The sequence below is a fragment of the Affinundibacterium danionis genome (genome assembly GCF_042432465.1).
Taxonomy (GTDB): Bacteria; Pseudomonadota; Gammaproteobacteria; order Burkholderiales; family Burkholderiaceae_D; genus Undibacterium; species Undibacterium danionis.
Map to the genome: position 1 here is coordinate 244,871 of NZ_JBHLXJ010000018.1, position 19,301 is coordinate 264,171.

At 44.5% G+C, this 19,301-nt stretch carries 17 protein-coding genes; 7 read left to right on the forward strand and 10 right to left on the reverse strand.

Annotated elements, in window-relative coordinates; all coding sequences use genetic code 11:
- Positions 1–9: 9 nt before the first annotated feature.
- The gene (locus ACFFJH_RS17170; protein WP_390214166.1) at positions 10–2,253 is read left to right on the forward strand and encodes a patatin-like phospholipase family protein; all 2,244 of its coding nucleotides are present in this window, start codon (positions 10–12) and stop codon (positions 2,251–2,253) included.
- Here the strand turns inward: ACFFJH_RS17170 and ACFFJH_RS17175 are convergent.
- From ACFFJH_RS17175 to ACFFJH_RS17195, 5 genes are all read right to left on the reverse strand, one after another.
- Entirely contained in the window at positions 2,226–3,017 is a 792-nt protein-coding gene (locus ACFFJH_RS17175) for a helix-turn-helix domain-containing protein (protein WP_390214167.1), read from the reverse strand. The genes ACFFJH_RS17170 and ACFFJH_RS17175 overlap by 28 nt on opposite strands.
- Before the next feature lie 46 nt (positions 3,018–3,063).
- Positions 3,064–3,843 (reverse strand): metallopeptidase domain-containing protein, encoded by a 780-nt coding sequence (locus ACFFJH_RS17180; protein WP_390214168.1) that lies wholly within the window; start codon positions 3,841–3,843, stop codon positions 3,064–3,066.
- Between the two features lie 175 nt (positions 3,844–4,018).
- Positions 4,019–4,405: a hypothetical protein gene (locus tag ACFFJH_RS17185; protein WP_390214169.1), complete on the reverse strand. Its 387-nt coding sequence runs from the start codon at positions 4,403–4,405 to the stop codon at positions 4,019–4,021.
- Positions 4,406–4,651: 246 nt separating this feature from the next.
- A complete protein-coding gene (locus ACFFJH_RS17190) occupies positions 4,652–4,837 on the reverse strand; it encodes a hypothetical protein (RefSeq protein ID WP_390214170.1) in 186 nt (61 codons plus the stop codon).
- Positions 4,838–4,868: 31 nt separating this feature from the next.
- Positions 4,869–6,569, reverse strand: a complete 1,701-nt coding sequence (locus ACFFJH_RS17195) for a M14 family zinc carboxypeptidase (RefSeq protein ID WP_390214171.1) — start codon at positions 6,567–6,569, stop codon at positions 4,869–4,871.
- Positions 6,570–6,671: 102 nt separating this feature from the next.
- Here ACFFJH_RS17195 and ACFFJH_RS17200 point away from each other — a divergent pair, with 102 nt between their 5' ends.
- On the forward strand, positions 6,672–6,890 hold the full coding sequence (locus tag ACFFJH_RS17200; RefSeq protein ID WP_390214172.1) for a DUF3820 family protein: 219 nt from the start codon (positions 6,672–6,674) through the stop codon (positions 6,888–6,890).
- A gap of 475 nt (positions 6,891–7,365) precedes the next feature.
- Here ACFFJH_RS17200 and ACFFJH_RS17205 read toward each other — a convergent pair whose 3' ends face one another.
- The 3 genes from ACFFJH_RS17205 to ACFFJH_RS17215 form a co-directional block, all read right to left on the reverse strand.
- Positions 7,366–8,688, reverse strand: a complete 1,323-nt coding sequence (locus ACFFJH_RS17205) for a TAXI family TRAP transporter solute-binding subunit (RefSeq protein WP_390214173.1) — start codon at positions 8,686–8,688, stop codon at positions 7,366–7,368.
- Between the two features lie 118 nt (positions 8,689–8,806).
- Positions 8,807–9,592, reverse strand: coding sequence for a competence/damage-inducible protein A (locus tag ACFFJH_RS17210; RefSeq protein ID WP_390214174.1), 786 nt, complete (start codon positions 9,590–9,592; stop codon positions 8,807–8,809).
- 37 nt (positions 9,593–9,629) lie between these two features.
- The gene (locus tag ACFFJH_RS17215) at positions 9,630–10,478 is read right to left on the reverse strand and encodes an EI24 domain-containing protein (protein WP_390214175.1); all 849 of its coding nucleotides are present in this window, start codon (positions 10,476–10,478) and stop codon (positions 9,630–9,632) included.
- A 257-nt stretch (positions 10,479–10,735) separates the two neighbouring features.
- Between ACFFJH_RS17215 and ACFFJH_RS17220 the strand changes: the two genes are divergently transcribed.
- On the forward strand, positions 10,736–11,092 hold the full coding sequence (locus ACFFJH_RS17220) for an FKBP-type peptidyl-prolyl cis-trans isomerase (RefSeq protein ID WP_390214176.1): 357 nt from the start codon (positions 10,736–10,738) through the stop codon (positions 11,090–11,092).
- Between the two features lie 81 nt (positions 11,093–11,173).
- Here the strand turns inward: ACFFJH_RS17220 and orn are convergent, their stop codons facing one another.
- Positions 11,174–11,788, reverse strand: a complete 615-nt coding sequence (gene orn / locus ACFFJH_RS17225) for an oligoribonuclease (protein WP_390214177.1) — start codon at positions 11,786–11,788, stop codon at positions 11,174–11,176.
- A gap of 173 nt (positions 11,789–11,961) precedes the next feature.
- On the opposite strand from orn, the gene ACFFJH_RS17230 reads away from it, so the two are divergent.
- From ACFFJH_RS17230 to rsgA, 3 genes are all read left to right on the forward strand, one after another.
- Positions 11,962–13,230 (forward strand): M48 family metallopeptidase, encoded by a 1,269-nt coding sequence (locus tag ACFFJH_RS17230; RefSeq protein ID WP_390214178.1) that lies wholly within the window; start codon positions 11,962–11,964, stop codon positions 13,228–13,230.
- Between the two features lie 62 nt (positions 13,231–13,292).
- Positions 13,293–13,640: a 4a-hydroxytetrahydrobiopterin dehydratase gene (locus ACFFJH_RS17235; RefSeq protein ID WP_390214179.1), complete on the forward strand. Its 348-nt coding sequence runs from the start codon at positions 13,293–13,295 to the stop codon at positions 13,638–13,640.
- A 9-nt stretch (positions 13,641–13,649) separates the two neighbouring features.
- Positions 13,650–14,588 (forward strand): ribosome small subunit-dependent GTPase A, encoded by a 939-nt coding sequence (gene rsgA, locus ACFFJH_RS17240; protein ID WP_390214180.1) that lies wholly within the window; start codon positions 13,650–13,652, stop codon positions 14,586–14,588.
- Positions 14,589–14,625: 37 nt separating this feature from the next.
- On the opposite strand, the gene ACFFJH_RS17245 is transcribed toward rsgA, so the two are convergent.
- Positions 14,626–15,459, reverse strand: coding sequence for a substrate-binding periplasmic protein (locus ACFFJH_RS17245; protein WP_390214181.1), 834 nt, complete (start codon positions 15,457–15,459; stop codon positions 14,626–14,628).
- A 375-nt stretch (positions 15,460–15,834) separates the two neighbouring features.
- Between ACFFJH_RS17245 and ACFFJH_RS17250 the strand changes: the two genes are divergently transcribed.
- Positions 15,835–19,182: a S41 family peptidase gene (locus ACFFJH_RS17250; protein WP_390214182.1), complete on the forward strand. Its 3,348-nt coding sequence runs from the start codon at positions 15,835–15,837 to the stop codon at positions 19,180–19,182.
- The last annotated feature ends 119 nt before the right edge of the window (positions 19,183–19,301 follow it).

Sequence of the window (19,301 nt, forward strand, 5' to 3'; positions counted from 1 at the left end):
CAGGCAAGCATGTTATCTCATCAGCATTTGAAACATTTATTGAAAATTGCAGTCTTGTACTTCGGCTGCATGGCATTTCATTTAGGGCAAGCGCAAGAGCATAAGTTAGAAGAAAATATTCCCGCGATCAAAGAGAGACCCAAAGTTGCCTTAGTGCTGTCCGGCGGCGGCGCACGCGGTTTTGCCCATGTTGGAGTACTACGGGTTTTAAAAGAATTACGGATTCCTGTCGACTTTGTGGTCGGCACCAGCATGGGCGCCGTGATCGGCGGTGCCTATGCCGCTGGTCGCTCAGTAGAAGAAATTGAAGACATCGTGCGCAACACCTCATGGGAAAATGTACTAGCTGATCGCCCCGCACGCGATGCGCTCGACTTTAGACGACGCGAAGAAGATGTGGTACTGCCATCACGCATAGAGTTTGCTGTGACCAAATCAGGCGTTGCTTTACCCCCATCTGCGGCGGGCAACTCCGCCTTGGAACAAGCGCTAACACGACTGCTGCCCAATGGCATGAAAAGCGAACATATCAATCATTTACCCATACCCTTCCGTTCCGTCGCTTCTGATTTGGTGACGGGTGATATGGTTGAACTTACCGATACACCGCTCTTCATCACTTTACGCGCATCGTTAGCGGTGCCCGGCATGTTTGCACCAGTACATATTAATAAACGTCTAGTCGTTGATGGTGGCTTAGTACGCAATCTGCCCATCGATATGGCGAAAAAAATGGGGGCGGATATTGTGATCGCCGTCAACGTAGGAACACCGCTGGCGGAAGAAAAAGAACTAGGTAGCGCCATCAGCGTCGCACAACAAATGCTGCAAATTCTGACCGAACAAAATGTACAGCGCTCCTTGAAAGAATTACGTTCAAAAGATATTTTGATAGCCCCTAATTTAAACGGCATCAACTTCCTCGATTTTGATGAGCATCACAACGCCATGCTAGCGGGCGATATTGCAACACGCCAGATGGAAAGCAAATTGCAATACTTAAGCGCGACACCGGAAGAATATCAACGTTACGAACGTCTCAGAATTGCAGAAAGTAATATGCCGGACAATAGTCTGAAGATCGCCAGCATAGAGATTCAAGGCACTCAAAATATCAATCCACAAATTTTATTAAAGCAATCTGGACTCAAAATTAACGAAGTCACCAGCGAAGAAAAAATCCTACAAGTCACGGGCAAACTGTATGGCCGTGGCGACTTAGATCACGTCGAAGTCGAAATGGATGACAGGCCAGATGAAAGAGATGTGATCATTAAAACGCACGAAGCGGCATGGAGTAAAAATCGCCTACGAGTAGGCCTAGAATTATCTAGCGACTTTAAAGACAATCACAAATTTTCTTTAGGCGCTTTACACATCGCCTCCTCACAAAATAGCTGGGGTGGTGAAGCGCGGTTAATAGGAAAAATCGGCTCTGATAGGATTTTTGGCGCGCAATTTTACCAACCACTAGAGGTCGGGAGTGAATGGTTTGTGGCGCCCTCCATGCAAAGTAGCGTCTTATCTGGCGATGTGTTTTCACAAGGAAGAAAACAATCGCGCTATGGCTACAATGTAAATAGCTTGATTTTCCCTATAGGCAGACAACTTGGTAATTGGGGCGACATCCAAATTGGTTTTCGTCGTGAACATGCTGAGGTGAAGAAGTTATTGCCAGAAGAAATTGGACCCGGGGTCAAAGTATTTCAGTCGGCAGAATTTATGCGCTTTAGGGTTGATACTCTGGACTCACTCGCTTACCCGACCCGAGGCAGTTACTTGACCATAGATTGGGAACGAGCATTGGCTCAAGACAATAATCGACGCGCAACGATCAGTTCTTCCATTATAGGTATGAAAGCGTTTAAGCAAGGAGAATGGGCTGGTCATATTTATGGTGAATGGGCGCGCTCACAAGGTGATTTTGCGCCGCTCTCCTTGGGGGGATTTTTACGTCTCTCAGGTACGCCTACCGACTCGCTATCGAGTAAAACCGTTGCCCTTGGGCGCGTCGTCATGGCACATCGTATTGGCAGCATGCCCGCCGCATTAGGCGGTGCTGTGCGTTTAGGTTTTTCTGCTGAATTAGGTGGCGGTTTTGGTGAAGGCGAAGCAGTCAAATTTAGTAAAATCAAACGTAGCGGCAGCGCCTTCGTGGCCTTTGATACGCGCTTTGGGCCGCTATATTTTGGCGCTGGAGCGACCCACAATACAGGTTCCACTTTTTACTTATTTTTAGGTCCAATCTGGTGAACCACTCGGCCTTTAGTATTGGCCATCGTTGTTGGGCGACGCAAAGCGGTGAAGGCAGAAAACTCCCAAGAGCGAAAACCTAGCATCAAGGTAAAACCGTCCCGGTCTTCTGCTGGCAAACGACGGTCCTCTTGTTGCAGACGTGCGATCTCAGCCGCTAATTGCTGAATTTTTTGCTGTATTTCTCTGGCACTATTTTGTGATAAACGGGCAGGCACGCACATTAATGTTTCGCCGGTACCATCAAAGCGTCCATTAAAGTAATCGGATACCACCACTTCTTTGAAGAAGGCTTGTATCGGACCATCGGCACGCCAACTAAACGCTGGTGAAACACGCAGACGATAGCGATTCATAGGCTTTAACTCAATCAAAGCATGCTTATCCAACTCGACCATGCATAAGATGCACTCCGCCTCGGTCAAAGTGTAAGTCTCGACAATCTGCTCAAATGTCCAATGCCCTAAACATGAAATGGCGACCAGTAACAATTTAGGATTGTCCATTAAGGCACGTTCTTGTGCCAAAGTTAAACTATCCGCTTTGGGCGCCACATCAGCCGCCTGGCGTAGTACATCCTCTAATGAGATATGTGCGACTTTACAAATTTGGGCCATGCGCGACAAAGTCATGTCTTTTTGCCCGAACATGCGTTTAATGCTCGATTCGCTCATGTCGATCAATTGCGCCAACTGTTTATACGTCATGCCAACACGACGCAATTCAACTCTCAACACGTCAAGCAATAATTCTGGAGAACTCATCTGCAACCTCATTCAATTCTTTAAAAGTCAACTCAGGATATAGCAACTAATCAGATTGTGGCTTAGGCAAAAAATTAATTTCCTGTGCGGTTTTAGTGCCCATCAAAACCTGTCGGAAGTCACTAGGTATCACCGCATCAGACGACGAGAGCACAATGCGCCCCCCCATAATTTCCGCATATCGCTGTGGCAATAAGGGTGCTCTATATGGCTCACCGTAACCATCAGGAAAATGAGGCATATCGTTACTCCTATCGTACTTATCACTAGCACCCAAAGTGTGCAAAAATTCATGCGTGATAATGACATTATTCTTGGCGCTCATCTCTTTACTAGCAAAAACATTGACACGGCCGATCAGACCTTGCTGCAAAGCGGTCGAACTATGTGAACGGCTCATATGAGGATCAAAATACTGAACGAATAGGCGCACTTGCGGTCCCGGCCCCACTACTTTGGCGTGACGATAAGCCCACCAACGAAATTTGAGACTCCACCACATCACCTTCAGTCCGCTTAGTTCTTCAGGCGGCGCGGGTGGCCCTTCGTACAAGCGTGGCTGCAAACGAATTTCTATACCAGCACTGCCCGCCTTACCATATTGATCAGCCGCTTTACGCATGAAGTCTTCGATAGGCTTAAATTCCTCCACCGTCAATTGTCGTATGTAATCTTCTGCGGCAGGACTAGCGTCTCCATTAATGGGATAAATATTCACCAACAAAGTGTACTTCCACTCTACCGATTCCACTCGTGCGCGGTAACTCGAAAAACTAACTGCCGCACAAATACTCAGCAAAATAAAAATACGGATGAATTTAAACATGTAAAAAATACATAGATTGAAGGTCAATGATTGTAACTGAAAGCTTCTGGTACTTACCATTGGTATTTATCGCAGACATCCAAACTCCTTTGTGCAGAACGATAGAAAGCTAGGCCGCAAATGTAACAGTCGAAAAAAAAGCAGCCGAAGCTGCTTTTTTTAAATTTGCGAAAGATTACTTCTTGGCTTTTTTACCTGCCGCTGTCGCTGGCAAATAATTTAATGGATCGTTCAATCCACTTTCATAGGCGGTCATCACTGTTTTTGGACGCATGCATGTCGCACCCAAAGTAGTGGAATCAGCAGACACAGAATTAACGCAAACCTGCAATTTCATGATCTTAGATTGTGGAATACCCGCTGCGGCAGCGATAGAAATGACAGAATGATGATTAGCACCGTTAGCAATGAGTTGATCCACGGTTTTTTGTAAATTACGGCTAGTCGACAAAGCAGTGAAAATACCATCGACAGAAGTATCAACTGGTTTTGCAGCTTCAATTGCAGAAGCGCTACCAATCATTGCCAAACTTACGCACGCACTAATAAAAATTTTCTTCATTTGAGTCTCCATATTTCGACAAACCATTTTGTCTAACGAATTGATTCTAGTGAGTTTTTTCTGGACTGCAAAGCACTAAATGACGAAATCAAAGAAATTTATTTGGAAGTTAAAATTCAGACAAATAGACTGTTTAAGATTTACGACAAAATTGGCTATGTTTCACATGCCATAGCAAATCAATCAAGAAGTAATCATAGTCAAATAACAACAACTGATAATAACTACCAATAACAAGAAAAGAATCTAGTCCGGCAATCCAAGATCAATTCCATCAAAATCCGACAAATCGTCTAAATGGCTGACGCGCCCAACAAAAGGCGAACGCTCGTGCCAGCCTTGATCTTTTGCCGGCACCAGCCAATACCCGTCATCATCGCGCGCGATCCAAAAACGAGGTTGCTGCATATATTCAAAAAAAATGATCTTCACAGTGCGGCGCCCTATATTCGAAATTCGAAGATCACACGACGGAATAAATCGGATAACGACGCCATTCTGGCTCATGGAAACGCTTGCCGTTAGCGAATATGAAATTCAACACAGTCTCTTGGTCGCTGAGTAATTCTGGATTTTGGGCTTTCCACGCCTCAAATTTGTCACGTAATTCGGGTTCAGTTTGCAACATGTCATAAGCGCTATCTTCAAATACATAATCAGAAAATGCTTCTTTCTTTTCCAGTACGCTGTTAAAGAATCCCCAACGGAAAAAACTGTCATGCGCCTGTGGCTCTAGAGTCTCAACCGCGTAACGCGCATTGGGTTGGTTCAAATACAGCAGATAATCCCCTGCCTTCGCGAACACGGTTTCAGTCTGTTTACGTAATTGCATATCATCATGAAACAAATGTCCTTCATACGCATTCGCTCGCGACTTCACGGTTTGAATATGATAGGTCTGCACTTGCAATTCCTGATCAGCATCTAGTTTCTGCAAGATCACGCCATTCCACTTCAAGCGCGCTATCGCCTCACGCCATGCTTGAGGAATCAGATACGCCTTAGGCGTGGCAACTACCACATCCTCCACAAAATGATCGTAATAAGCGATGTCCTTTTCCCATGCTTGATTTCTATCGTAGGACAGACGCATGTAATTTCCTATCTTACTTGGGCTATACACCGCCTGATAACCTTTAAAACGGAAGCTCGATGGGTTTGAGTGATCGGCTTTCCAAGTCACTGGCCACTGTGTTTTTTGTGCTGCGGCTACTCTTGCCTCCTTACGTAAAATTTGAATCTCTGAAGCATGAGCGATCGTAAACTCAAGTACCACTTCCACTAAAGCGCGCATGGAATCATAGCGATCCGCATACGGTTTAAGCATATGGGTTTCCGGCATAAATCCTATGGTGTGATGCAAAGCTGCAAACCCAGTTGAGAAGCGCGGCACCTCCAAAAAATCCTCAATGCCATCGTCCGGCGTCACTTTGACTGGATTCACATACGGACAAGTCGGCCAACCACGACTCTCCATTTCACGATAAATTGCAGGCAGCATCGTACTGCGCAAAAACGGGCCTAAGCCATCGCCCAATTTGTCTGCCTGAGTTTGAATCAAGGTCATCGTGTAGCTGTAGTCAGCACCATTAGATGTATGCGTATCCACCATCACATCAGGGTCCCACATCGTGAAGAATTGATTAAACACTTGAGCGGCGAGACTATCGCATTTAATGAAATCACGATTCAAATCGAGATTACGACTATTGGCGCGGAATCCAAACATTTCTGGGCCATCTTGATTCACACGTGAGGTATTTTGACGATTCAAACAACCGTCAACGTTATAAACCGGAATAAATAAAAACACAGTCTTGCCAAGCGCTGCTAAGCGTTCTGGTTGCAAGCAAAAATCGCGTACCAAAGCCATGCAGGCATCAATGCCTTCAGGCTCGCCAGGATGAATACCATTATTATTAAAAAATACCGGCCGCCCTTCCGCCTTCAACACGGCTCTATCAAATACTCCATCCGCACTAATCACACCCGCATGCATCGCTAAACCACTATCGGACACACCAATCTGTTGAAACTGTAAAACATGAGGAAAATCGCAAGCCAGCTTTTGATAAAAAGGAATACAGTCCTCCCAAGTGGTAGTCTGATTTTTGTTACCTAACTCATAAGGTGTGAGGTAATTAGCGTTCGATGAAATAGTCATGAGTTACAGGTTTCTATAAAATGGGAAAAATTGGCAAGAATTGTAGCACTCGCCTCTCAAAATTTTTAACGTAATAGCGCTACTCCAGCCAAACGAAGTCCTATGCAAAAAGATGATCTTATTTCATTAGTCACAAAAACCATGCCCTTTGGCAAATACCAAGGCCGCTTGCTGGCGGATTTACCAGGGCATTATTTGGCTTGGTTTGCACGTGAGGGTTTTCCTAAAGGTGAGCTCGGTCAATTGCTGGCCTTGATGTATGAAATTGATCACAATAATTTGCGCGACTTACTCACACCTCTGCGCACAACGAAGTTCTAAATTAAAACTAAGCACAACTATGTGCAACGCGCTATTTTTCAAAGAAAGTTCCACTTCTGAAAAAAGTAGCAGCCAGTAATACCCAACATCTCGCCAGACAATCCCCGATAAGTAATTTTGGTATTTGAACACACAAATGCCGACACTCGCTTTCAATCTTTTTGCACTCAATTAAGTCCATGAATAAGCAGATGCTAGTAAGCACACAAAGCATTTGCACTTAGCAAACGCGATTTACAAATTTGAGACAATTAACTTGGAACTTATCGTTTTTCAATGAGTCTGAAAAATAAATTCAGGCTAAGCAGTAAGTAAGGACCACTGACGTACAGAGACACACACTACCTGTGAAAAAGTAAGATACTCCCCTCCGTCTTACAATTTCGTGTGTCTCTGTGCCGATGGGGTTGGCTGAAAAAAGCTAACAAGAACTCAAATAATTCTGCGCTTTTCTAAAGAATACCTTCATACAATCTCAAGCAGTTTCACCCAATACACGCTTACGAACGAACTGTATATGACTACGCAGGCCATATAATTCTTCCGCATAAGAGAGTGGAATCGAAATATGGTTTACTTTTTGTTCTATCGCATCCAAGCGCTGTAATTGTTCTTGCGCAATTTGCTTGCGCTGCTTGGAAGTTGCTTCGTCAAAGGCATGCTCCACCGATCTAAGTTGCCCATACCAACGGTAAATTCGGGAACGGATACGCCACACATATAAAGGTGGAATAATTTTAGACAAAGGCAAAGCCAAAGCGCCTAAAGTCAATAACACCACCCACATCCGTTCTAAGAAATTTGACATCCAAAAACTTAAATAACGCTGCAAAAATGGCGTACCGTTTTTATAAAATTTTTCTGCCTGCTTTTCCACCGCAATTTCTGTGTAACGATCTGAGGGGAACTCAGCTTGCTTACTAAACCAGTTCGCCCCGCCATGAATTTTTTTTGCTGCTTGCAAAAATAAACTAATCAAAGCGGGATGCAAACTTTCATGCGCCACCAAAGTAGCAGTAGGAGAAATTAAATGATAATCACGCGACGGAATATCACGCCCTAAATCGACGATACCGCGCGGCAAAATCACATGCGATAAGAAAGGAAAACGACGGGTATAAGCTTCTGCCTGAACAAAATCAAACAACTTAATGCCTGGTGTCTGCAACAACATTTGTACCAACAAAGAATCTGATGCAGAGCTCATCACCAGCACATCTAGTTTGCCCTGAATCAAGGCCGCCGCAGCAGCACTGCTTTCCAATTGTTGGACTTGAATATCGCTTTCTTCCAAATTATTTACCGAAAGAATCTGCGTAAATAATCTGCGCACACCGTAGCCATCAGGTCCAACATTGACACGTTTTCCTTTTAACTCGACTAAGCTAGTGAAATCTTTTTTATTCCTATAAAAAATCCAAATAGGCTCATAAAACAAACTACCCAAAGAGATCAAACCTTGCGCTTCCGCGTCTGCCTGATTAGTGGAGCCGCTTTGTACAAAACCGATATCAATAATCGAATCTGGATCACTGATTTGATGTAAATTTTCTTGTGAACCTTGTGATTTATGTATGCGCAATTGAATCTGATTCTTAGCCAATTCTTGCGCATATTTTGTAGCAAATTCCTGATACGCGGTATTGTCCTGACCTGCGCTAAAATCTAAGGTGCGACCTGGTGCTGGGTCAACCAGATAATATCCCGCCACGATAACCGCAATTACCATCAGCATGATAGGTCCGAACGCAAATAAGGCGTCTTTCATGGAAAACAGCGTAAATCTAATTTTCGACATTTGCTTCCACCTTAAAAGAATTTGCGCAACACCATCTCATCTAGGGTATCCAACACTCTTGCTCTTAGCGTTTGATCTGAGCGTTTGGTCTTAGTGAGGTAATGAAAACCTCAGTAAATTACAGCAATCGATATTCCGCCTGAAACTGATCCAAGACCAATAACATTTCTGCGAAAGCGGATGCAACCTGAGCCGGCTCACCTTTCACCCCTAACTCAATATGACGTCGCATCGTGTCACTACCAACGCTGGGCAAACTAAACACTTTGATTAAAGGATATTTCAACTCCAAAGCTTCCATCATAGGTGTCAATACGGACTCGGCAATTTCAAAAACCAATACCGCTTTTTCATCACGTGCTTGCTGATGAAATAGATGTGAATAATGGGTATCCAATACCCACGCAATCATAGGCCACGCCATCACAGGAAAACCCGGTACAAAATAATGTTCACGAATCGCGAAACCGGGAATCTTGTTAAAAGGATTTGGAATGATGGCAGCACCTTGCGGAAACGCCCCCATCTCTAGTCGACGTAAATAATCTGGGCTATCCGGAACAGTAGGCATATCCTGAGTTGCATTCATCTCCATGATGCGTTGATGTATCAACTCTTTAGCCTCAGGATGCAAAACGATATCCAAACCCAAAGCAGCGGCCGCACATTGACGCGTGTGATCGTCTGGTGTCGCGCCAATACCACCCGTACTAAAAACGATATCACCACTGGCAAAACTACGCTGCAAAGTTGCGGTGATCCGAGCGCGATCATCACCAACGTATTCGGCCCAGTCTAAGCTTAAGCCACGTTCTTTCAGCAGCGCTATAACTTTTGGCAAATGCTGATCGACACGTTTTCCCGATAAAATTTCATCACCGATAATGATGAGCCCTATAGCCATAATTTACTCCAGAATTCTTTAAAAATTTTCCTGCTCATTATGCAGCAGACTGATCCAAAACAAGGGGGTGCGCCAGTTTAGCCTCACGCATTTTTTGCAATGCGGCCAGACAATAATACTGAAACCACAAACCCGTAAAAATAAAAATAACCAAGTACATCCAAATCGCCATGCTCACGAAAAACGGGAAAAAAGCCACGTAAGCCATAGACATAGCACCGCCCATCCACAACATCGACGGCAAGCTACCAACCCAACCTGCAATCAAGCCAATAATGAGCAATGCTGGACGATGGGCAGCGACTAATGCTTTACGCTCTTCTACATCGGCGAAGTTTGCCAATGCGTCATAGCTCATAATGCGATAAGTTAACCAGCCCCACAATAATGGCTGCACAAAAACATAAATGGGCGGAATAAAAATTAAAGGCACCGTCGCAACACAGGCAAAGACAAATAAGAACAATGAGCCAACTGAAAACATCAAACTACCGAAGAAAGAACCACCCTGACGTTTTTCTAGTGTTGGATAATCTCTCAGGCCAACATGTCGGGCAATCGTCGGCATCACCAAAACACCCACAAATACCAGACAACTCATGATCATCAAAGGCAACAGCGCCCACATCGCCAACAAAGGTACGATCACGGTTTTTAATGCCAGCAATCCCAGCGAGTTTAGTACCGCACTGGCAGAAGAGAAGCCATTATGTTCTGAAAAATAACTTTGAATAAAATCAAACAATGCCTGTAAACGCCATGCCATCAAACCGCCCCACAGACAAAGTGAGATCACTAAGGGAATCAAGCTTAATAAAATAATTTTGAAACGAAATTGTGCAGCCAAGGCGCGCGCCCATGAGCGCATGATTTCTTGTAAATGCATCGTAACAACCTTTGAAATAGCGCTTGTAGAAAGCGCGCAGAGTATTAGACCAAACACTATTTTACCTTGCAAATGCGGCAAGCAATGCTAGTTTTCACGAAGCGATTGTGCTGCTATGCCCCTGCTACAGTGCAGCAAGTCCACAGTTAGCACGAAGACGAGAGTGGCTATTTTGAACTAAAATATTGGCTAGCGAAAATGAGTGGATCACAGCATTTTCACCTTCTCTTACCACGTATCACTTTTAAGGAAACACTATGTCAGCGATTACTACCGTCAGTGGCTTGCAATATGAAGATAAAATTGAAGGTACTGGCGCCGAAGCCACGACTGGAAAAAATGTGCAGGTTCATTACACTGGCTGGTTACAAAACCCTGATGGCAGCGCCGGTAAAAAATTCGATTCAAGTAAAGACCGCGGTGAACCTTTTGAATTCGCATTAGGTGCGGGCCAAGTCATCAAAGGCTGGGATGAAGGCGTTCAGGGTATGAAAATCGGTGGTACGCGCGTACTCACTATTCCCGCAGCTCTAGGCTACGGTGCGCGCGGCGCTGGTGGCGTGATTCCGCCGCATGCAACTTTGATTTTTGAAGTGGAATTGTTGGGCGTATAAATTTAACTAGTCATCACTCAATGAAAAAGGCTGACATAGTTGTCAGCCTTTTTCATATTAATCCGCAAGCTTACGTCAGGATTACTCCTTAATAAAATGCTCGCGGTAGTATTTCAACTCTTCGATGGACTCGATAATATCGGCGAGTGCCGTATGTTTTTGGTGCTTTTTAAAGCCGCTGGACAAAGCGGGTTTCCAACGACGGCACAACTCTTTCAAGGTTGACACATCGAGATTTCGATAATGGAAGAAGGCTTCCAGTTTCGGCATCCCACGGAACATAAAGCGACGATCTTGGCAAATGGTATTACCGCACATTGGTGACTTACCTGCTGGCACATAGGCTTTTAGGAATTCAATCAAGGCTTTCTCGGCGTCGGCTTCGGTGACGGTAGATGCTTTTACTTTATCAATCAAACCAGAACGCCCGTGAGTACCCTTATTCCATGCATCCATCTTATCCAACACTTCATCCGATTGGTGAATAGCGAATACCGGACCTTCTGCCAAGACGTTCAATTGCATATCAGTGACAACGACCGCCACTTCGATAATTTTATCGGTGTCGGGATCAAGACCCGTCATCTCCATATCGACCCAAATCAAATTCATTTCATTCGGTTTGGCTGGTTTGGCTGCTTGCACCTCTACAGTACTCGTGGTTTCATTTGCTTGGATATTGCTCTCTTGTGACATAATTCTTCCTAGAAGCTTAACTTGGCGTTATTGAGCGTAATTTTTAGCCTTATTTTTAACGCTATTTTTAGCGTAATGCGGCCTTATTCGGTATGATTCAACAGCATTCACTGCTAAAAAAGCAATAATCTAATAATTCTCATCAACATTTTTTGATAAAGCAGCATTTTCCCATGAATTCATATACGTTTTCGGTTTTATTCGTTGTTTTTCTCAGCGTGACCGTTAGTTTGCAGTTTTGGCTCTCCTCTCGCCAATTGCGTCATGTTGCCAAACATCGTGCGGCAGTCCCAGCAGAATTCGCCGAAAAAATCAGTTTAGAAGCACACCAAAAGGCGGCCGACTATACGATAGCCAAAACTCGCTTTGGTCTAATTTCATTATTTGTAAGCGTTTTGGTCTTGCTAGGTTTTACTTTATTTGGTGGATTACAACTACTCTCCGCAACTTTGTTTCAATGGCTAGGCGATGGCATGATCTATCAACTCAGTTTACTGGTGGCATTTGTTTTAATCAGTGGCGCAATTGATTTACCCTTCGATCTGTATCGCCAATTCGTCTTGGAAGAAAAATTTGGTTTTAATAAGATGACTTTAAAATTATTTTTCACCGACATGATGAAAGGCAGTCTCATCGGTGCCGCCATTGGCTTACCTTTGGTCTGGGTCGTCATCAGCTTAATGGATAAGTCTGGTAATTTATGGTGGTTATATGCGTGGTTAGTTTGGAGCGGCTTTCAACTCTTGATGATGTTGATTTTCCCGACTTGGATTGCACCTTTATTTAACAAATTCACACCCCTTGCTGATGAATCTTTACGCACACGCATAGAGGGCTTGATGCAAAGAGTTGGCTTTGCATCAAGCGGTTTATTTGTTATGGATGGTTCAAAACGTAGCGCTCATGGCAATGCGTATTTTTCAGGCTTTGGCAAAACCAAGCGCATCGTGTTCTTTGATACGCTCATCGAACGTCTGGCGCCACAAGAAGTTGAGGCCGTGCTGGCGCATGAGCTTGGCCATTTCAAACTGAAGCACATCGTCAAACGTATGGTGGTAATGTTCGCAGTGTCATTAGGATTTTTGGCTTTGCTCGGTTATTTGAAACAACAAATTTGGTTTTACACCGGATTAAGCGTGGATCCTATTTCCTTTGCTTCATCCAATAGTGCGATGGCTTTAATTTTATTTATGCTGACCTTGCCGGTCTTCACTTTTGTACTCTCGCCTATCACTTCTATCAGCTCACGCAAACATGAGTTTGAAGCGGATGCCTTTGCCGTCAAGCATACCAACGCGAACGACTTGGTATCAGCCTTGGTCAAATTATATGAAGATAATGCTTCTACTTTAACGCCAGATCCTGTGCATTCTGCGTTCTACGATTCACATCCGCCGGCATCGATTCGCATTGCGCATTTACATCAGCAAGCTTTGGCTTAAATTGTTTGCGCTTTTTTTCTCAGCATCTTTCTCAATATTTTCTCAGTATTTTTAATAGCTCTATGAAAACATCAGATCTCTTAGCAAAAAAATCAGCTCACACTGAAATCGGTTTACAAGATCAAGAACTGCCAGCCTACTTCGCTGCGACGCCCGGCTGGACGCAAGATGGTCCGCGCATTGTCAAAACCTATAATTTCAAAAATTATTATGAAACCTTGGCTTTCGTCAACGCTATCGCCTACACCATCCACGAAGAAGATCACCACCCAGAATTAGTTGTCACGTATAACCGCTGCGTCGTGAAATTCGACACCCATACTGTCAATAATGGCAAAGGCGGAATCTCAGAAAATGATTTCATTTGTGCTGCCAAGCTTGACGTTATTTTCACGCAGACTTTCGGTTAAACCAACTGCATGTCTAAGAAATTTTCTCTACAAAAAAAATCCGGTCCCACGGAACAAGGTACAGTCATCGCCGCGCATGGTCGTCATTATCTAATCCAAGCAGATAGTATTAAATTGCACTGCGTGACACGTGGCAAAAAAAGTGATGTAGCCGTCGGTGATATCGTTGAATATCAAATGACCTCGGCCAATCAAGGCGTGATTGAAGCAATAGTGCCACGCACGACTTTGTTGTACCGCTCCGACCAGTACAAATCAAAAATGCTGGCAGCGAATCTGACGCAATTGATCGTGGTGGTCGCTACCGAACCTAGCTTTTCTGATGATTTGATTTCACGCGCCTTAGTCGCATCGGAATCTTCCGGCATTAAAGCACATATTGTGTTGAATAAAGTTGACGTGACAAGCAGCTTACCAAAAGCGCGCGAGCGCGTCGGCTTATATGCCTCATTGGGTTATCCTGTGCATGAAGTGTCGGTCACGGCACAAGCGGAAGCAACCCGCGAAAAAATGCTGTCCTTGATTCAAGGACAAAGCACAATTTTGATTGGTCAATCTGGCATGGGGAAATCATCACTGATCAATCTTTTAATCCCCGATGCAGAAATCGCGACACGCGAAATCTCGGCAGCATTAGATACTGGCAAGCACACAACCACATTCACGCGCCTGTTTCAAATGGACGCATATGAAGGCAGACCAACGTATGTGATTGACTCTCCGGGATTTCAAGAATTCGGTTTACATCATTTAAGCGAAGGCATGTTGGAGCGCGCATTCCCAGAATTTTTACCGCATCTTGGGCACTGTAAGTTTTACAATTGCCACCATCACACGGAACCGGGTTGCACGGTTTTAGATGCAGTCAAACGCGGCGAGATCAGCGGTATGCGACATGATTTGTTTAAGCAATTAGTCCATGAAGCGGCGCAGACGATAGGCTACTGATCATCCAATTGCATGAGCAGTTATTAACCAGTAAGCGTCAAGGAGCGGGCGTGCGCCACTTCTGCTCTATTTGAGCATACACGCCGTTCTTTTTTATTTTACGCAAACCAATATCGAGCAAATTGGCAAACTTTTTTGCTTCAGGACGGTACTTAGAAAAACTCAGGTAGAGATCACTTTGATTCAGGCTACCAACCCGGCGGATTTTATCTTTAAATTCACTCGGATATTTATTGACAAGATAATCAACAACTCGGGTATAAACTAAGGAATACTCAGAACGATTGAGTAGTAATTTACGTAAATTCGACAAATCCGTTGGTGCTACTTCACGCAAGATCAACTGATCGCCGTCTACCGCATCTGAATACGTGTAGCCATGCGTCACACCAACATGCTTCCCCTTTAAGTCAGCCGGTTTTAAATTATCCTCTTTGGAATCTGACTTCGCATAGATTCCAATTTCTGCCTTAAAAATAGGCTCATTATGAAACAGATGGGTTCTGATTAGCTTGCTGTCTTTTAAACTATCAAAACAACCGAGCTCTTGACCACTCTCCACTAGCATCATGCAGCGTACATAAGGTGCTGTTTTAAATTGCACTTTGACATTCACTGCGGCATACGCTGCTTCGATCACATCAACCGCTAATCCTTGTAACTTCCCATCTTTATAGGCGGAATATGGATACCACTCATCTTCCCCTATCAAGACTATGGTCGACGTATCTGCAGCAGTCCCAATTCGAGAACTATCGTCGGCCAATGCGATGGAATTTATCGTCAAACTAGACGCAAAAAAGAAAAGTAAGCCAGACAAAACCAAGATGCACTTAGACAGGTTTAAGTCAAATCGGAAAGTTATCATCATCGTCATTCTTATAGACACATAAACATTTAACCATAAATTATCAGTCGTACAAAAAATAAAAACTGTTTTGCATCAATTTGAAGCAATTTGTGTGGGCAAATTCCCTATGTACAGAACTAATTCACTGGCAACTGGTCTGACAACATCTATAAAACTAAAACAAAGTTTGGTAACAACGAAGTTTAAAAACTAGCAAGATGCTTACGATAAGAATTTTGTGTAGACGCTCATCAACACTTTCCAAACACATTGATTGCATTATTTACACCAATTGAATATTCTACTTAGCTTTTACTGATTGTTTACTGCGTTCCCTTACTTTTCGCATTAATCTTTTTTAGCCTTGATTTTTCTCAACCCTATTCGCCCAAAATTATGAAAATTCGCTCTCTACTATTTAGCTTGTCCTTAGGCGGTATGATTGCTTCGGCCTACGCTGCGCCCAACGACAATGCTTATGTTCGCTTTCCGTCTATTCGCGCTGATTCTGTCGTATTTACCTCAGAAGGTGATTTATGGAAAGTCGGTATCAATGGCGGTGCGGCACAACGCTTGACTACTCATTTGGGCGCAGAGACCAACTCAGCGATCTCCCAAGATGGCAAATGGATAGCATTTTCCGCCAGCTATGAAGGCGCGCAGGAAGCTTATGTGATGCCGCTCGCTGGCGGTATACCCAAGCGTATTAGCTTTGAAAATACGGCAGTCACCGTGTTGGGTTGGAGTGCCCAAGGCGAAGTGTTGGTGACTAGCCAAAATCAAATTGGCCCTAGTGCACAAACCGTCATCTCTGCCATCAATCCACAAAATCTACAACGTCAGGTTTTTCCTGTCACCGATGCCAATGAAGCCGCTTTAGACGAAAGCGGCAAAACTTTATACTTCACTCGCCTCGGCTCGCATACGCGCAATGACAACGCCAAGATGTATCGCGGTGGTGGTTTGGCACAATTGTGGAAATTCGATTTGAATGGCAAAGCCGAAGCGGTCAATATCTTCGCCAAAGAAAAATCAAACAACCGCCGTCCTATGCTATGGAAAAATCGTTTGTATTTCTTAAGTGATCGCGATGGTGCCTACAATATCTATTCCGCCAATTTGGATGGTGGAGAGGTACGTGCGATCACCAAACACAAAGAATGGGAAGTCAGAAACCCGCAATTAGGTGATGGCAAAATCGCCTATCAATTAGGCGCCAACTTGCACATATTGGATTTGACCTCGCAAAACGACAAACTACTGAATATCGATTTGGTTTCAGATTTTGATCAATCACGTCAACGTTATATCAAAAACCCTTTAGAGTTTTTGACCAATGTGCAGGTTGCAGGCAAGGACGAGAAACTCGTATTCACAGCGCGTGGTCAGATGAGCATTGCGGGTACAGGGACTCAGCGCCGAGTTGATATCAATTTGCCTGACGGTGCCAGAGCACGTGAGGCAGTATTTTCTCATGATGACCGTTATGTGTACGCATTCGTCGATAGCACAGGTGAAAATGAAATCTGGCGCTTCCCCACCAATGGCTATGGTAAGCCGGAGCAATTAACCAAAGATGGCTCGACTCACAGACTGGCAATGGCGCCATCGCCAGATGGCAAATATTTAGCTCACATTGATAAACGCGGTCGCCTCTGGTTGCTGGATTTAGCGACCAAATCCAATGTGGTCATCGATGATGCGTCAAAAGGTGGGAATGGCACCCATGATGAAATCGTCTGGTCACCTGACAGCAAAACTTTAGCCATGGTGCGTGGTAACAGCTCACAAGGCCGCAATCAAATCGGCCTGTATGACCTCGAGAGTAAGCAAACCCATTTTGTCACTACAGATCGTTACGAGTCAGAATCCCCTACTTTCTCAAGCGATGGCAAATGGTTGTACTTTTTATCGAACCGCAATTTCCAACCGGGCGTCGGCGCACCTTGGGGCGATCGCAATATGGGTACCTACTTCGATAAGCGTGCCGGCATCTTCGCCCTAGCCTTACAACCAGGCAATCGCTTCCCGTTCAAGCCTGACGATGAGTTGAGCAAAGCCAACGATAAAAACACTGACAAGTCTAACGATAAATCCCCAGACAAATTAGGCGAAAAAACGGATATCGCTGACGCTAGTGCTAGTAAAGATGCAGGCAAAAAAGCGGACGCTATGCCTGCAAAAAAATCGGGCAATGCTATCGTGTACCAAGGTTTAGCCGAGCGTCTATATGAAGTACCTATCGCTGCTGGCAATTATCGTCGTCTAATCGCCGATGATAAACGTCTGTACTTCATGGAACGCGATGCCAATGATCGTAGCCGCAGCAATGTGAAAACTTTAGCCATCAGCAAGACCGCGCCACAAGCTGAAATCTTCGCCGCTGGTGCACGCAACTTTGATCTATCGCTGGATAAGAAACGCGTACTTATACATACAGGTGGAGGCAATGGCGACTTCTACGTGGTGGATGCAGCAGCCAAAGCGCCGAGTGATTTAAGTAAGGCCAAGATAAAAATTGAGGACTGGAGTTTCAGCTCCAATCCACGCCAAGAGTGGAAACAAATGTATATGGATGCCTGGCGTATGCATCGTGACTTCTTGTACGATACCAATATGCGCGGCGTCGACTGGGTCAAAGTTCGTGAAAAATATGCGCCACTGGTGGATCGTATTACTGACCGTGCGGAATTGAATGATGTACTCGGTTTGATGGTTAGTGAAGTCAGCTCATTACACTCGCAAGTACGTCCTGGTGATGTCCGTCGTACCGCGCCAGATGGACAAGCAGCCGGTTTAGGTGCCGTATTGAGCAAAGTGACTGAAGGCTATCGTATTGATCACATTTATCGTAGCGAGCCTGACTTACCGTCACAACGAGCACCTTTAGATAATCCTGATCTTGATGTCAAAGAAGGTGACATCATTACCTCCATCAATGGCAAAGATGTGTTAGCTGCACGCGATATTTCTGACCTTCTGTTAAATCAGGCGGATAAACAAGTATTGATGCAAGTAAAACGCGGTACCAATAGCAAAACGGTACTGGTGTCACCAATCAATATGATGAAACAAGCGAACCTGCGTTACAGCGATTGGGAGCAAAGTCTAGCTAGCAAAGTAGATAGCAGTTCCAAAGGTAAAATTGGTTACCTGCATCTGCGCGCGATGACTCCTGCCGATGTAGCCAGCTTTGCTCGCGACTTCTACGCCAACTTTGATCGCGAAGGATTGATCATTGACGTACGTCGGAATAATGGCGGCAATATTGATAGCTGGATCATCGAAAAACTTTTGCGCAAAGCATGGGCATTCTGGTCATCCGCCGGCAATCAACCCTACACCAATATGCAACAAACCTTCCGCGGCCATTTGGTGGTACTGATTGATGAACTGACTTATTCAGACGGCGAGACTTTTGCCGCTGGGGTCAAAGCCCTCAATCTTGGCCCCTTGATTGGCAAACGCACAGCAGGCGCTGGTGTCTGGTTATCGGATAGAAATACGCTGAGCGACAACGGTATGGTGCGCGCCGCTGAAAATGCCCAATTCGACGTCAAAGATGGTCGTTGGCTAGTAGAAGGTGTGGGTGTTGCACCTGACATCGAAGTCGATAATCTACCGAATGCAACGTTCAAAGGTGAAGATAAACAATTGGAAACGGCATTGAACTATTTGCAGAAAAAACTCAAAGAGCAACCGATTAAACCTTTAGTACCACAGGCAATTCCACCGCTGAAATAGGTCTTCATCAATCGCTCAAAATCAGCGTAAAAAATGGCGCAGAGTTAAATAAACTCTGCGCCATTTTTTCTAGTAAATTTACTGTGTATTTTACTATTGATATACAAACATAAAACCAA

Coding starts and splice junctions, on each gene's coding strand:
- ACFFJH_RS17220 (WP_390214176.1), top strand. CDS start 10,736: ATGTCAGCGATTACTACCGTCAGTGGCTTGCAATATGAAGATAAAATT.
- ACFFJH_RS17215 (WP_390214175.1), bottom strand. CDS start 10,478: ATGCATTTACAAGAAATCATGCGCTCATGGGCGCGCGCCTTGGCTGCA.
- ACFFJH_RS17230 (WP_390214178.1), top strand. CDS start 11,962: ATGAATTCATATACGTTTTCGGTTTTATTCGTTGTTTTTCTCAGCGTG.
- ACFFJH_RS17185 (WP_390214169.1), bottom strand. CDS start 4,405: ATGAAGAAAATTTTTATTAGTGCGTGCGTAAGTTTGGCAATGATTGGT.
- ACFFJH_RS17205 (WP_390214173.1), bottom strand. CDS start 8,688: ATGTCGAAAATTAGATTTACGCTGTTTTCCATGAAAGACGCCTTATTT.
- ACFFJH_RS17195 (WP_390214171.1), bottom strand. CDS start 6,569: ATGACTATTTCATCGAACGCTAATTACCTCACACCTTATGAGTTAGGT.
- ACFFJH_RS17245 (WP_390214181.1), bottom strand. CDS start 15,459: ATGATGATAACTTTCCGATTTGACTTAAACCTGTCTAAGTGCATCTTG.
- ACFFJH_RS17200 (WP_390214172.1), top strand. CDS start 6,672: ATGCAAAAAGATGATCTTATTTCATTAGTCACAAAAACCATGCCCTTT.
- ACFFJH_RS17250 (WP_390214182.1), top strand. CDS start 15,835: ATGAAAATTCGCTCTCTACTATTTAGCTTGTCCTTAGGCGGTATGATT.
- orn (WP_390214177.1), bottom strand. CDS start 11,788: ATGTCACAAGAGAGCAATATCCAAGCAAATGAAACCACGAGTACTGTA.
- ACFFJH_RS17180 (WP_390214168.1), bottom strand. CDS start 3,843: ATGTTTAAATTCATCCGTATTTTTATTTTGCTGAGTATTTGTGCGGCA.
- rsgA (WP_390214180.1), top strand. CDS start 13,650: ATGTCTAAGAAATTTTCTCTACAAAAAAAATCCGGTCCCACGGAACAA.
- ACFFJH_RS17170 (WP_390214166.1), top strand. CDS start 10: ATGTTATCTCATCAGCATTTGAAACATTTATTGAAAATTGCAGTCTTG.
- ACFFJH_RS17175 (WP_390214167.1), bottom strand. CDS start 3,017: ATGAGTTCTCCAGAATTATTGCTTGACGTGTTGAGAGTTGAATTGCGT.
- ACFFJH_RS17210 (WP_390214174.1), bottom strand. CDS start 9,592: ATGGCTATAGGGCTCATCATTATCGGTGATGAAATTTTATCGGGAAAA.
- ACFFJH_RS17235 (WP_390214179.1), top strand. CDS start 13,293: ATGAAAACATCAGATCTCTTAGCAAAAAAATCAGCTCACACTGAAATC.